Genomic DNA, 13839 nt, shown 5'->3' on the forward strand with positions numbered 1-13839 from the left:
CAGGCACTGCTGGCCCTCGCCCGCCGACGCCTCAACGTTCTGTGGGCGATGATCCGTGACGGCCAGTGCTACCAAGGTTCACCTCCCGTCACGACTGCGGCTTGACATCACGATTGGGAAGTCCCTTCGTCAGGTGGTCATGGCCGCGACGCGGCGGCCCTCTCCAGTTGGAATGCCTCGTTGCCCAGGCCGATGCGGGTGTGTACGGCGGGCCGCGCCGCCTTCAGCACCAGCCCGTGGACCAGGCCGCCGACCGCGGAAAGCCCGATGATGCCGGGCAGCATCCAGCTCAGCGGGGAGCCGGGGTCGGCGCCCAGCAGCACGCCGAAGTCCTTGACCGTCAGCACCGCGATCACCAGCAGCGCGGCGCCGGCCAGTCCCGAGGCGGCCAGCCGCCCGGCCTGGGCGCGGGCCGCGCCGTGCCGTACGAAGAAGGCGATGACGGCGGCGCAGGCCGTGGCCATCAGCAGGATGATGCCGAGCGCTCCGACGTTGCCCATCCAGGTGAACAGATGGAGCACCGGCGCGGTCGGGTCGTCGTGCGGCCTGTTGTCGGTCGCCGCGAAGACCAGCACCACCACCAGCGAGACAGCGCTCTGCAGGAGCGAACCGTAGGCGGGTGCGCCGCTGCCCCTGGAGGTGCGGCCGACCGCCGCGGGCAGCAGCCCCTCACGCCCCATGGCGAAGGCGTACCGCGCGACCACGTTGTGGAAGCTGAGCATGGCGGCGAACATCCCGGTCACGTAGAAGACGTGCATGACGTCGGTGAAACCGGTCCCGAGCCGGTTCTGCGCGAGCCAGAACAGCAGGTTGGGACCCTGTTTCTGGGCCGTACCGACGATCTGCGACGGCCCCGCGGCCACGCTGAGCGCCCAGGAGCCGACGACGAAGAACAGCGCGACGAAGCCGACCGCGAGGAACATCGCCCTGGCCACCAGCACATGCGGACGGTTGGTCTCCTCGGCGTAGACCGGTGCCTGCTCGAAGCCGACGAAGGCGGCGACGCAGAAGCACAGCGCGGTACCGATGCCCGCCCCGCCGAGCGTGTCCGGGTTGAAGGAGTGCAGTGACAGCCCGTCCCTGCCCGGTTGTGCCAGTCCGGCGGCGTCGAAGGCGAGCACCGTGGCGCACTCGACCAGCAGCAGCACCCCGAGCACCTTGGCGTTGAGGTCGATCTTCAGCCAGCCGAGCGCGCCGACCACGACCACGGCCACCAGCGCGGGGATCCACCAGGCGAGGCCGATGTCGAAGTGCTTGGCCAACTGCCCGGACAGTTCGAAGCCGAAGATGCCGAAGATGCCGACCTGCATGGCGCTGTAGGCGACCAGTGCCACCACGGACGCGGCGGCTCCCGCGGTGCCGCCGAGGCCGCGGGCGATGTACGCGTAGAACGCCCCGGCGTTGTGCACATGCCTGCTCATCTCCGCGTATCCGACGCTGAACAGCATCAGGACCACGGCGAGGATCACGAACAGCAGTGGTTGCCCCACGACGCCCATCTCACCGAACGTGGTGGGCATGACCCCGGCCACCACCATCATCGGCGCGCTGGCCGCGACCACCGACAGCAGCAGCCCGGGCAGGCCCAGACGGCCCGCGCGCAGCCGTCGCTCCTGGCCGAGATAGGTGCTGATCTCGCTCGTGCTGCCCGTCAACATGCGGTGCGTTTCCTTCCCTTGGGGGGGTTGGGCGCGGTTACGAGGAGCCGAGCGCGGCGCGGCGCACGGCACGGAACGCCTTCTTCGGGTCGCGGTCCGGATAGGACCAGGGCACGTGCGTCGCATGCGGGCCGATGCGGGTGAACAGCGCGGCGGCCTCGGCGACGCGGCCTTCGTAGAACTTGGCGTGCGCCAGGTAGTTGAGGTCGACCTTGCGGCGTGGATGGTGGTGGTCGTCGTCCCACTCCAGCCACCAGTCGAAGGCGGCCTTCATGGCCTGCCGGGCGCGGCGGGTGGTCCAGTGCCCGGAGTGGGCGGGGTCGCGCGGCTCGACGCCGGTGCCGGCCAGCACCCGGTAGCGCTCGGCGTGGGCGACCACCGGCAGTACGGCCAGCGGTGAGTCGGCGGGCGCCTGCTCGGCGGCCCAGGAGGCGAAGTCGTACACCTCGTGCAGCGGGTCGTCACTGTCGCCGGGCGCGCGCTCGGCCAGGCAGGCGGCCATCAGGTGGTGGGCGTGGTGGTGCTCACGGTGCCGGGTGCGGACCTGGTCGAAGGCGCGTACCCGTTCGTCGTCGGTCCCGGTGCGGCGGGCCAGGATGAGCAGGCCGAGCCAGGGCGAGGGGTCCTCGGGGGCCATGCGGGCGGCGGCGGCGCAGGCCTCGTGCGCGTCCCGGGCGGCGCCCTTGCCGTGTACCGCGCGGAAGACCGCGGCGCAGGCGAGCAGGGCGGCGGCGTCCGCGCTGTCCGGTTCGGCGAGCTGCCAGTCCCGGGCCCAGGCGGCGCTCGTCGGGCCTTCGGCGAGCACGACGAGGCGGTGTCCACGCCGGTCCCAGTCGTCGCCGGTGGCGGCGAGCAGTGCGCGGGCGTGTTCCCATCGGCCGCGGGCGAGTGCGTCCCGGACGGTGGCCAGCTCGCTGTCGTCCAGTGCCGGATCGAAGCTGATGTCGTCCCTGCGTCGGGAGCGTCCCAGGGGAGGCGGAGGCGGCGTCATAGACGTACTTCCTCCACGGCGCACTTCCCCTCCGGGCGACTGGTCGGATCGCCCGTGTACCGGCACAGGGCAGTCACAGAACAACCACAGAATCGTGTGATCACGCACAGCAAAGCGGCAGGCGTCGCTCCGCGTCAAGAGCGGACCGGAGCCAAACCCTCCCCAACTGCCCCTGGACTCAACCGAGTTCACCCCTGTGACCTGCCGTCGACCGGCATCGCGCTCCCCGGAGGGAACCGGGATTCCGTTAAGAGACTTGCGGTCCGTACGGGTGTTCGTGATGAGATCGTTCGATGGCACCCCACACCACGAACAGGACGACCGTGGGCCATGTGTCCGGGGATTCCCGCCCCCACACCAGGGAATCCGAGTGGCGCAACCCGTACGAGGAGTTGGCGGATCCGCGCGGCGCCGAGCCGTTGCCGCCCCACCACAACCCGTATGAGGAACTGGGTTCGCTGGACCTCCGCGAGGAGGACCGGCACGACCCGCTCGGTCTTGGTCTGCGACCGGAGTACGACGACGATCAGGAACCGGTTCACCGCGGCGCCCACCGGCGGCACCGGCCGCGGCGCGGGCTCAGAGTTCCCACCACCGCCAAGGCCCTGGTGGCCGTGGTCACCTGCGGGACCTTCCTCACTCTGGCGGACCGCTGGGCGGCGCTGTACGCCGAGAAGCAGGCGGCGCACCGGCTCAAGGAGGCCATGCACCTTCAGGCCGACCCCGAGGTCGACATCCATGGCTTCCCGTTCCTGACCCAGGTGGTGCACGGACGGCTCGACCAGGTGGACATCACGGTGCCGCATGTGTCAGCCGGGCCGGTCTCCGTCGCCAGGGTGGACGGGGCGGTGCGGGACATCCGGGTCCTGGGCGATGTGCCGTCCTCGATCCGCGGCGCGGTGATCGGGCGGATGCAGGGCAGTGTGCTGCTGGCGTTCGACGACCTCGACCGTGAACTGGGGTCGTCGCAGGTGAAGTTCAGTGCGCGGGACGATCATTCGGTGCTCGCCGAGGGGCAGTTGCCGATCGCGGGCTACCGGGTACGGGCGCGGGCGGTGGCCCATCTTCGCCTCGACGGCGACCATTCGGTCAACACGGCCGTGGACGACATGCTGATCGACGTTCCGGGGGTGGCGAGTTACACCCCGGGTGACCACGGCGGACTGCGGCTGGCCCGGCCGATGGCCGAGCGGATCCGCACCGACGCCGCGAAGGCCAAGGCGCTGCTGTCGGTCGGCTCGATCGCGGAACGCCTGGGGCTCACCCCGCGGATGGCCCAGGAGGCGACGCGCAGCGACGCGGTACTTCGACGGATCACCGACGATCCGCGCTTCGTGGAACGGCTGATGCAGGTCAACGTCCTTGACCTGGTGGAGCAGAACCCCTGGATACTGGGGAAGCTCGGTGTCGATCCCTCCCTGGTGCAGGGGTTGCGGGACATCCAGGTGCCCAAGCTCGCCGAGCGGTTGTCGCTGTCGTTCAGACTGCCGCAGCTGCCCGGTGGCATACGGCTGCGGGACGTGTCGGTGCGGCACGACGGGATCGAGGTCCATGCCTACGGCACCAATGTTCCGGTGGGCGACGGCACGAAGTTGTGAGTGGTAGGGGTGGTCATCGCCGTAACCCGTCGACGGCGGCGACCACCCGTGCCATGTCCTCCTCGGGAAGGGTGATCCGGAAGACGTCGGCCAGGGTCTGCGGAAGCTCGTCCGCCTTCAGCTGCCACGTGTCGACCGTGCCGTCCGGGTGGGTGGCGGTCAGCTCGGTGGCGGCCAGGGCGTAGAGGGCCCCGGGTCCCATCTGCTGCACCAGCAGCCGGTTGGCGAACGGGGAGGACGGGTGGGTGGACATGTAGTGGTTGGCGACGGTGTAGTCAACGGCGTAGCGCGGGTCAAGGGTGAAACCGTGCATGTCGAACCAGCCGTCGGCGCCCAGGGAGCGCAGCATCCACTCCTCGGCACCGGGCACCGGCGTCTGCCGTTCCAGCCGGAACCGCCAGCCGTCGGGGGTGATCTCGGTGCCGTCGGCGAGTTCCACCGGCTCCAACGGGTCACGGCCGAAGCCGACGTCGCAGATCCAGGTGCGTCCGGTGTCCGGGGTCTCGTCGGTGCCCACCCGCAGCAGCGCGTGGGTGGCCGGACGCAGCAGGTTGGTGCCCACACGGACCCGGGCGGCCAGTCCCCAGACGCTGAAGCCGAGCCGTTCCAGGGCGGCGGCGAACAGCTTGCTGTGCTCGTAGCAGTAGCCGCCGCGAGGGCGCCGCACCATCTTGTCCTGGAGGCTTTCGACATCCAGCGGGATGGCGCGGCCCAGCACCATCTCCAGGTTCTCGAAGGGGATGTGGGTGATGTGCGCGCGGTGCAGGGCGCGCAGTGTCGACAGGGTCGGGGAGGTGTCCCCGTGGTAGTCGACACGGTCCAGGTAGGCGTCCAGGTCGAGCTGTTCGCCGTGCCAGCTGCGGGCGTCAGTGAGTGCTGTCATGAGACTTGAGCTTCCAGGGTCGGCTGGCGGTCAGCCATGGCCGCGCGCCGAGGTCGTCAAGTCCGGGTGCTCGACGTCAGGTTGGTGCGGTGCGATCCGGGCGTAACCCGGCTCAGCGCCCTGTCGTTCCACTTTGATCCGTGCGGCGGAACGCGGCGGCAGGCCGGGGGGCAGCGGTACGTCGAGCAGGAGGTCACCGAACTCACCGGACGGATGCTCGCCCAGTCCCACCGCCGCGCCGTCCGGTAGCAGCAGGCTCAGCCGCCAGACATCCGGCCCGTCGGCGGCCGGACCGGTGGCCGCGATGCGCACCGCGCCGTTCGGCAGCGGGGCCGCGGCGGCCACCACGGCGGAACGCCGCACCGGGCCGCCGAGGGTGTGCATCGGGCCGTGTTTCACCAGGGGTCTGAGCTCGGCGTCGGGAAGGTGGCAGGCCACCACCTCGCCCACGAACATGGTGTGCACGGGAAACGGCACCGTCTCGCGCAGCACGCACTCCAGGGCCACCACCCCTCCGGTGACCCATGGGGTGGTGATCGCCCGGGGTGTGCCGAACTCGACGAGTTCACTGGTGGTCTTGTCGACCTGGGCGACGGAGAAGCTGCCGACGAAGTCCGCCAGTTCCGCCTGCCGCTCCGAGCAGAGGGTGAGACCGAACTCCCCGGCGTCGGGCAGTAGTTCCCGGGTGACGGCTTTCGGGCTGAGGACGACCGCCGCGTACAGCGGTTCCTTGTTGACGAAATACGACCATTCCGCCGACATCACGTTGACGCGGTTTCCATGGCGGACGGAAATGATCCCGACCGCGCTGGTCAACGTCTTCCACAGTCTGCTGGGCAGTTCGGTCGGGACCGTGAGGGACATTCCGCTACCTTCGGGTGGGAGTCAACCGCGGGTGTTCCAGGTCCGTTCGGTGAGCACCACGCGGTATCCGTCGGGATCCGCGATGGTGACACCGAAGCGGTCCCAGTAGGGGTTGTGCGAGGGCACCACGGTGCCGCCGTGCCGTACCGCCCGGCGCACCGCCTCCGGTGGTACGGGTTGGCCCAGGTAGATGACGAGCAGGTCCTCCGGGGTCGGGGTGGGCCGCACCACGTCGTGGGCGCTGGCGGTGAGTTCGAGGTGCCAGTTGCCGTCGGCGGGGCCGGTCATCAGCAGATCGCGTTCACCGGCCGCCGGGTCCCCGGCGATCCGGGCCAGCCGGGCCAGGCCGAGGCCGTGCACGTAGAAGTCCTCGCTGGCGTCCAGGTCGAGCACCGGACGGGCGATGCGGAGGGTGAGGTGCGGTTCGATCACGGCGGGGATTCCCCTTCGTCGGTGGTCCCCGGCGGCGCCAACCGGCCGCCGGGTGGCGGGAGTTTACGCGCTGACGGCGCTGTTCCCGGCGGTGCGTTCGGCGCCGCGGAGCCGCGGTGCGGTGGGCAGCGCCAGGCACGCCAGGCCCAGCAGGGCGAACAGCAGCGCCCAGGCGAACCAGCCGGGCCTGCCCAGCCCGAGGCCGAGGCTGACCAGCGTCGGGCCGACCACCGTCGCGGCGGCGAAGCCCAGGTTGAACGTCGCCAGATAGACCGGCCGCCGCTCCTGCGGGGTGTGCGCCAGCGCCAGGCTCAGTCCCCCCGAGGTGATGTACAGCTCGGCGCCCGTCATCAGCAGCACGGTGAGCACCACGGCGGCCAGCGGCAGCGCGCCGCGCCCGAACCCGGTGAGCGGCGCGGCGAGCGCCCCGGCGGCCGCGAGCAGTCCGCCCGCCAGCATCATCGCGCGGGCTCTGCGCGGGTCCTGCGATCCCCGGCTGACCCGTACCTGCAAGAGCACCACGAGGACGGTGTTGAGGATCTGCACCAGGCCCACGCTCCAGGACGGGGCGTGGGTGCGCTGGGTGATCCACAGCGGCAGCCCGACGCCCAGCAGGATCGCCGACAGGGTCAACGCCCCGTAGCTGGCGGTGATCAGCAGGAACACCCGGTCCCGGCCCACCCCGGCCCCGCGCCGCGCCGCCGGCCGCTTGACCTCACCGGAGTCGCAGAAACCGCGCGAGATCACGGCGCACCCCACGAAGACGGCCGCCGCTGCCAGCATCACCCCCCGGTACGCCCACTGCTGCCCGATGGCGACCGCGGCACCTGACGGCAGCGCGCCGGCGGCCATACCGGCGTTGCGCAGCGCCCGCAGCCGGGCCAGCCCCGCGACGGCTCCCGCCGAGTCGGTGCCCGCGATCAGCACCGACTGCACCAGCGGGCCGATGCCGCGGTTCAGCAGCCCGCCGAACCCGGCGGCGAGCGCCGCCGTGGGCAGGTTCACCGCACAGGCCAGCGCCACATACGAGGCCGCCCGGGCCAGGAACAGCCACCACAACGCCCGTCGCAGGCCGTGCCGTTGGGCGAACCGGGCGATGGGCAGGGCGCCGAGCAGCGAGGTGATGCCGGTGATGCCGAGCACCAGGCCGATCTGGTCGTTCGGCATGCGCACGGCCTGGTTGAGGTAGACGGCCGAGAACGCCAGGTACATGCCGAGCCCGGTGGAGTCCGCGAGGCCCACGGCGTAGATCCGGCGGCGTGCGGAGGTCGTGGTGTGGTCACGGCTCATCTGGCGCCTCCGGGGCGGTCGTTGGTGACGAGTTCATGGGCCCTGATCGGGCAGTCGTCGGCCACGGTGATCGGTCCCAGCAGTGAGGCGCCGACGCCGATGGTGACCCGGTCGCCCACCACGGGGTGCCGCCGGGCACCGGGTCCGCCGTCCTGCCACCAGCCGCGGGAGCCGAGTGTCACCTGGTGATAGATCGTCACATCGTTGCCCACGACGGCCGTTTCGCCGATCACCACACCGAATCCGTGGTCGATGAAGACCCGTCGGCCGATCCGGGCACCAGCGTGGATCTCCATCCCGGAGACCACCCGGGCCACCCAGGTGAGCAGCCCGGGACCGAACCGCCGCCCCCGCACGTGCAGCCGGTGGGCGAGCCGGTACAGCACCAGCCCCTGCCAGGGCGGGTGCAGCACGGCGTCCAGCAGCGTCGCCCGGGAGGGGTCGCGGTCGACGACCGTGCGCAGGTCCTCCGCGACGGTACGCAGGAGACCGGTGAGTCCCTCATCGTGCCTGGGCAGTTGGCGCGGGGGGCCGGTGGCGGAGCGGGCGCGTCTCGTACCGCGTGGCAGGGTCGACTGGTTCACCGCAACGCTCCCTGCCGCTCGTCGACCGGTTCCAGCCGGATGTCCAGGTACCGCTCGACGGCCTCCGCGGTGCGCCGTGCCTCGTCGGTACTGTCGGCCACCACCGTGAAGGCGGCCAGGTGCTGGGTGGTGTCGCGCCGTGCCTGCTGCCCCGGGCGGAACCGCAGCCCCAGCCGTACGAGTCGCGGGAACGCCGCCCGCACCTCCTCCACGGTGCGCTGGGAGACGACCCGCCACTCCCCCGCCGGAATGGGCACGAAGCGGAACCAGGCGACGGAGGTGGTCCGCGGCCTGGGCGCCGGCCGCAACCCCAGGGCGGTACGGGCGATCTCCCGGGCGAAGTCGTAACCGGCCGCCTCCCGCAGCAGGTTGGGCAGCGGCCCCCCGGCCCTTGCGTTGACCTCGATCACCCGGGGGCCGTCGGGCAGCACGGCGATCTCTGTGTGCACCGCGCCGTGGGTGAGCCCGATGGCCTTGATCGCCTGGTCCGCGCAGTCGACCACCCGCCGGGCGGTCGGCTCGTCCAAACGGCTCGGTAGCACCAGCCCTTCCTCGACGTAACCGTGCCGCAGCCGAAGCCGGTCGCTGACCGCGAGGTGTTGCGCCGCGCCGTGGAACAGCAGCGACTCCACGCTCACATAGTCCGCGTACGGCGAGGGGGCGGTGCCCTCCAGCCGCATGGGCTCCTCCAGCAGGAAGGCGTCGTCCCGCTGGATGAAGGGCGTGTCGGCGCCGAGCCCGCGGCGGAACGCGTCCGCCAACTCCCCGGCGGTGGACACCAGATGGACACCCTGGCTGCCCGCACCGAGGGACGGCTTGAAGACCGCGGGCAGCCCGACCGCGGACACGGCGGCGGCCAGGTCGCCGTCGCCGCGGATCACCGCGGAGCGCGGCGACGGCACCGCGTGTGCGGCGAACGCCGCCCGCTGCCGGGCCTTGGACTGGGCGACAGCGACGGCCCGCGGACTGTTGCCGGGCAGCCCGAGTCGGTCGGCGATCTCGGCCTGGGGCCGCAGCAGGAGTTCCGAGTAGGTGACCACACCGTGCAGCGGTACCCGCCCGTGCAGCGCCACAGCCGCGTCCACCACGCCGTCGAGGCCGTCGGCGACCAGGAAGGCGCCGCCACCGGGGGCCCGTTCCCATGCCTCGCGGGCGGCGTCGGGCGGACTCCATGCGGCGACGAACACCAGGGAGACGCGCGGTGTGGCGCGCCGGGCGGCGGCGAGCGCGTCGGCCGCGGACAGCCCGCCGACGCCCGCGATCAGCAACAGGTGCAACGGCTGCTCGGACATGGTCAGTTCACCTGCCGGGTGTCGAGCCGGTTGATCCGGTACATGGTGCGCTGGAACAGATCGTCGGCGGTGAGCGTGGGGAACCGCGCCGCCTCCCGCTCGCCGCGGGCCAGCGGGGTCAGCACGGTCCAGGGCGCGGGATGGCAGAACTGGACGATGGACAGCCGTCCGCCGTGCTGCCCGGGCGCGGCCACCACCCGGTGCACGGCGGCCCGGGCCAGGCCGCCGGTGAGCCGTTCCAGCACCATGCCGACGTTCATCACGGCGTGCCCGGCGGGCGCGTCCACGCTGAGCCATTCGCCGCCCTCCACCTGTACCTGCAACCCGGTGGCGGTGGCCCTGGGCAGCGCGGTGATCAGGTCGAAGTCCTGGTGTTCCACGGCCCATACGTGCCGCTGCGACGGGGCCTGGTCCATCGGCGGATACCAGGTGGCGCGGTTGACCACCGGGCCGTCCTCCAGCATCTCCGCGAAGTACCCGGGGTGTGCGCCGAGCGCCTCGCCGATGGCGGCGGCGACCTCGTGCTGGAAGCGCAGCATCCGCGTGTGCAGTTCGGTGAGCACGGCGCCGATGCCGGGGACCAGTTGGTCCGGCATCAGCGGTTCCGGGTAGCGCGCCGGGTAGCGTACGGCCAGCGGGTGACCGGCGGGCAGCCGTACCCCCCAGTGGAAGAGTTCCTTCCAGTCGGCCGTCTCGCCCTTCTCCGCGGTCTCCACCAGCGGTGGTGTGTAACCGGACTGACCGTTGCTGCCGGGCACCCGGCAGCCGCGCTTGTCCCGCTCGGGCAGTGCGAAGAACGCCTCAAGCAGTTGGTAGGCGTCGTCCAGCAGGATTTCCGGGACGGTGTTGCGGACGAAGAAGAAGCCGTCGCGCAGCGCGGTGCGCAGCCGCTGGTGCCCGCACCGGGCGGTGAGGTCGATTTCCTGGAGCATGCTTCCTTCCCTTTCCTCGGGCCCGGGTTCACCCCTGAGCGGGCTGCCTCAGCCGGATGCGGATGTCCCGTTCGGCCGCGGTCACCAGACGGCGGACCTCCGCGGCGGAGTCGTCGGCGAACACATGGGTGCTGATCCCGGTGCCGGAGAAGTCGGACGCGGGCGCGTAACCGCCGACGCGGACGTTGACGGTGCGGTGCAGCGCGCGGTCGGCGACCGCCGAGTCGTCGTACTCCTCCAGCCAGCCGCCGCCGGAGTAGTGCACCGTCCAACCGGCGTGGGCGGCAACGGGGTCGACCGCCAGTCGCCGGGGGTCCTCGCCCGCGTCAATCAGCACCTTGGCGTGCCGCAGGTCGATACCGCGGGTGGCCCAGAAGGCCCGGATCACCCCGGCGCCGCCCGGCCGGGCGGCCACCTCGCAGAAGGTGAGCCGGTCGCCCTCGTCGAAGGCTTCCAGGTGCAGCACTCCGGCCCGCACCCGCCAGGCGGACACCACCTGGTCCAGCAACTCCCGGGCCTGGCCGCGGATCCGGGGATCGTCGCAGGTCTGCCCGGACAGCGGCTGGCCCCTGGTGTACGCCAGGGTGTCGCGGGCGTAGCGGGAGACGTCCCAGGCGACGAAGGAGCCGTACACCACGGCGTCGATGTGGCACATCGGGCCGGACACCAGTGCCTCGGCGAGATATCGGCCGGGCGCGAACCGGGTGCGCAGCCAGTGGTCGAGTTCGGTCCGGTCACGGCAGAACACCACGCCCTGCGATCCGGACAGGTCCCTGGGCTTGACCACCACCGCGCCGTGCCGGGCCAACAGCTCCCGCGCGTCGGCGGGTTCGTGGAGCACCCGTCCGTCGGCGTGCCGGATACCGGCGCTGCGGGCGATCCGCTTCATATCCGCCTTGTCCCGGAACGACCGAGCGTAGCCGACGGTGTCGCCGGGGAGGCCGAGGCTGCCGCGCAGGTTGGCCGCCCACTCCAGCAGCCGCTCGGACCCGCAGGCGATGCGGTGCACCGGATGGATGGCGTGCAGGGTGCGTACGGTGCGGTCGACCGCGTCGGTGTCCCAGACGTCGAGGCGTTGCAGATGGTCGACGGGCGCGGCGCAGCCGCCCGCCTGGGGGTGGCCGCTGAGCACGCTCACCCGGAAGCGCTCCGGGTCGAGCACCGGATCACCGTTGTCCTGGGTCCACGCCGCGCCTCCCGTGCGGTCGATCAGCACGACGTGCTCGCGCTCCAACGTGACGTGCCGGAAGACGAGTTGGGCTTCGATGCGAGCGCTGGCCGCCCGGCAGTCCGCCGCGTCCTCGCCTCGCACCACGTACGCCAGCCGCACCGGTCGGCCGCCGCCCTGACGGACGGTGCCGAGGGGCAGCGGGACGCGGACGTAGCTGACCTGCGGGTCGTCGTACAGCTCTGCCTCGGCGGTGGCCTGTACGACACGGAACGCCCCCTGCGGCCCGGCGAGTTCGCGCAGCAGTGCCGTGCCGGGGCGCGGCGGCATCCACCGGACGGGGTCGCCGAGAGCGGCGGCGGTCGCGGTGGCGATCACGTCGCGTGGGTGGAGTGCGTCCAGAAGCGCCCGGGACGTCTCGTCCAGCCCGGGCAGTACGGCCACGGGCCCGCCGTCGTCGGGGAATTCGCAGCGCACCAACCCTTCGGGGACGTCGGCTCGTTGGATGGCGTCGGTCGCCTGGTCCAGCAGTTCGGCGGTGGGCGGGGGGCAGGGGTAGCGGAGGGTGCGGTGGCCCTCGGAGTCGAAGCCCAAGTCCTCGATGACACCCAGGTGGTGGATGTGGCCTCGGGCCACCAGGGCGACAGCGGTGCGTCCCTCGCCTGAAGTCGGCCGCCGTGCGGCGGACTGGGCGAAGGAGACCACGGCGTCCACCGGTTCGGCCAGCGCCCGGTCCGGTGCGTCGTACCAGGTCCCGGTGTAGCGCTCGGCCCAGGGGGACCTGACCGCCTGGGCGGCCGCCGGGTCGCCGCACCACAGGACGCTGACCCGGCCGGTGGCGGCGCCGATCGCGGCCAGGACCCGGTCGGGGGCCACGCCGTCGGGGGCGAGCAGCGCCAGCACATGGCGGCCGGTGTCGGCTTCGGGCACCCCGGTGGTCGGCTCGTCCAGTGTGACGCGGATCCGCCGCGCGGTGCGCTCGGCGAGTTCGGCGGCCTCGGCCACCGTGGGCGCCTCGGCGAGCACATGGCCGATGCGGTCGTAGTTGTGCCGCATCGGCCGCACCACATCACCGGGCCGCACGCTCACCTTGCAGTCCCGGACGCCGGCGGGCAGTTGATCGGGCAGCGTCACCGAGCGCACCCGTCCGCCGTGCTCGCACCACACATGGCGCAGCGCCACCGCCGCCACCGGCTCGGTCGCCTCGGCCACCGGACGCCAGGCGGCGAGCGCCGCCAGGTCCAGGCTCAACGAGCGGCCCAGCGCCAACTCCATCTGGCGGGTGACCACATGACCGGCGATCCGTCCGTTGACCTCGATCAGTTCCGGGCCGGTGGGGGTGATCAGCATCTCGATGTGCAAGGGGCTGTCGCGCACCCCGAGGGCGGACACCACGTCAAGTGCGAACCTACGGGCGGCGCCACGCCCCTCGAACGACGCCGGGAAGTGCCCGCCCAGCTCGGCCGTGGTGCCCGGGCGGGTCGGCAGCCGCTCGGCGAACCCCAGCAGGATCGGCCGCCCGTCCCGCACCAGCAGCTCCGCGCTGACATGGCGGCCGACCGCGTACTCCTCCACCAGCGCCCGGGCTCCGCCCGGCGCCTGAAGGGCCGCCGCCAGGGCGCGTTCGGCCTCCTGGGGAGTCCATGCCACCGTCACGCCGATCGACGCATAGCCCGACAGCGGCTTGACGACGACCGGGTAGCCGATCGCGGCCGCCGCGTCGAGCCCGTCCGCGATCCCCTCGGCCCGACGCCAGCGCAGCGTGCCGAGACCGGCCCGGGTGAGCCGGTCGCGGACCGCCGCCTTGTCCCGCAGCAGGGCAACCGTCTCCACCGCTTCGCCCGGCAGGCCCAGGTCACGGGCGAGCTGGGCGGCGGCCGGTACGCAGCGTTCGGTGACGCAGAAGACCCCGTCCGGCGGGGTCGGACCCAGGCGGTCACGTATCTGGTCGGCCAGGTCCGCGACGCCCTCCGTCTCGGGCACCTCGATCACCCGGGCGGCGCGCCGGTGCCGTTCGAATCCGGGAGAACCGGCGTACGCGGCGAGGCTCTTGACCACCAGGGAGACCTCGACGCCCGCCTCGACCAGGTCGTCGAGGTAGTCGAAGCCGCGGGAGAGCGCGACCTCAAGCATCACGATGTGCACGG

11 protein-coding genes are annotated in these 13839 nt (G+C 72.1%); 1 reads left to right on the forward strand and 10 read right to left on the reverse strand.

Annotation, left to right across the window (positions count from 1 at the left end; genetic code table 11):
- Positions 1-137: 137 nt before the first annotated feature.
- Together P3G67_RS14665 and P3G67_RS14670 are read right to left on the reverse strand one after the other, a co-directional pair.
- A complete protein-coding gene (locus P3G67_RS14665) occupies positions 138-1658 on the reverse strand; it encodes an APC family permease (RefSeq protein WP_276093883.1) in 1521 nt (506 codons plus the stop codon).
- A 37-nt stretch (positions 1659-1695) separates the two neighbouring features.
- The gene (locus P3G67_RS14670; RefSeq protein ID WP_269859333.1) at positions 1696-2649 is read right to left on the reverse strand and encodes a hypothetical protein; all 954 of its coding nucleotides are present in this window, start codon (positions 2647-2649) and stop codon (positions 1696-1698) included.
- 332 nt (positions 2650-2981) lie between these two features.
- Between P3G67_RS14670 and P3G67_RS14675 the strand changes: the two genes are divergently transcribed.
- Positions 2982-4247 (forward strand): LmeA family phospholipid-binding protein, encoded by a 1266-nt coding sequence (locus tag P3G67_RS14675; RefSeq protein ID WP_276093884.1) that lies wholly within the window; start codon positions 2982-2984, stop codon positions 4245-4247.
- A gap of 13 nt (positions 4248-4260) precedes the next feature.
- Here the strand turns inward: P3G67_RS14675 and P3G67_RS14680 are convergent, their stop codons facing one another.
- The 8 genes from P3G67_RS14680 to P3G67_RS14715 form a co-directional block, all read right to left on the reverse strand.
- Entirely contained in the window at positions 4261-5130 is an 870-nt protein-coding gene (locus P3G67_RS14680; RefSeq protein WP_276093885.1) for an arylamine N-acetyltransferase family protein, read from the reverse strand.
- 30 nt (positions 5131-5160) lie between these two features.
- Entirely contained in the window at positions 5161-5994 is an 834-nt protein-coding gene (locus tag P3G67_RS14685) for a flavin reductase family protein (protein WP_276093886.1), read from the reverse strand.
- A 21-nt stretch (positions 5995-6015) separates the two neighbouring features.
- Positions 6016-6426, reverse strand: a complete 411-nt coding sequence (locus tag P3G67_RS14690) for a VOC family protein (protein WP_269859329.1) — start codon at positions 6424-6426, stop codon at positions 6016-6018.
- A gap of 63 nt (positions 6427-6489) precedes the next feature.
- Positions 6490-7716: an MFS transporter gene (locus P3G67_RS14695; protein WP_276093887.1), complete on the reverse strand. Its 1227-nt coding sequence runs from the start codon at positions 7714-7716 to the stop codon at positions 6490-6492.
- Positions 7713-8300: a serine O-acetyltransferase gene (locus tag P3G67_RS14700; RefSeq protein WP_276093888.1), complete on the reverse strand. Its 588-nt coding sequence runs from the start codon at positions 8298-8300 to the stop codon at positions 7713-7715. Before P3G67_RS14700 ends, P3G67_RS14695 begins: the two co-directional genes overlap by 4 nt.
- Positions 8297-9592 (reverse strand): ATP-grasp domain-containing protein, encoded by a 1296-nt coding sequence (locus P3G67_RS14705; RefSeq protein WP_276093889.1) that lies wholly within the window; start codon positions 9590-9592, stop codon positions 8297-8299. The genes P3G67_RS14700 and P3G67_RS14705 overlap by 4 nt, the downstream gene beginning before the upstream one ends.
- 2 nt (positions 9593-9594) lie before the next feature.
- A complete protein-coding gene (locus P3G67_RS14710; RefSeq protein ID WP_276093890.1) occupies positions 9595-10524 on the reverse strand; it encodes an isopenicillin N synthase family dioxygenase in 930 nt (309 codons plus the stop codon).
- A 28-nt stretch (positions 10525-10552) separates the two neighbouring features.
- A complete protein-coding gene (locus P3G67_RS14715) occupies positions 10553-13837 on the reverse strand; it encodes an ATP-grasp domain-containing protein (RefSeq protein ID WP_276093891.1) in 3285 nt (1094 codons plus the stop codon).
- Positions 13838-13839 lie beyond the last annotated feature (2 nt).

Origin of the sequence: Streptomyces silvisoli, assembly GCF_029269905.1 — a bacterium.
GTDB classification, from domain to species: Bacteria; Actinomycetota; Actinomycetes; order Streptomycetales; family Streptomycetaceae; genus Streptantibioticus_A; species Streptantibioticus_A silvisoli_A.

Excerpts from the sequence above, each read along its gene's own strand:
- P3G67_RS14665 (WP_276093883.1), bottom strand. The coding sequence starts at position 1,658 with ATGTTGACGGGCAGCACGAGCGAGATCAGCACCTATCTCGGCCAGGAG.
- P3G67_RS14670 (WP_269859333.1), bottom strand. The coding sequence starts at position 2,649 with ATGACGCCGCCTCCGCCTCCCCTGGGACGCTCCCGACGCAGGGACGAC.
- P3G67_RS14680 (WP_276093885.1), bottom strand. The coding sequence starts at position 5,130 with ATGACAGCACTCACTGACGCCCGCAGCTGGCACGGCGAACAGCTCGAC.
- P3G67_RS14685 (WP_276093886.1), bottom strand. The coding sequence starts at position 5,994 with ATGTCCCTCACGGTCCCGACCGAACTGCCCAGCAGACTGTGGAAGACG.
- P3G67_RS14695 (WP_276093887.1), bottom strand. The coding sequence starts at position 7,716 with ATGAGCCGTGACCACACCACGACCTCCGCACGCCGCCGGATCTACGCC.
- P3G67_RS14705 (WP_276093889.1), bottom strand. The coding sequence starts at position 9,592 with ATGTCCGAGCAGCCGTTGCACCTGTTGCTGATCGCGGGCGTCGGCGGG.
- P3G67_RS14710 (WP_276093890.1), bottom strand. The coding sequence starts at position 10,524 with ATGCTCCAGGAAATCGACCTCACCGCCCGGTGCGGGCACCAGCGGCTG.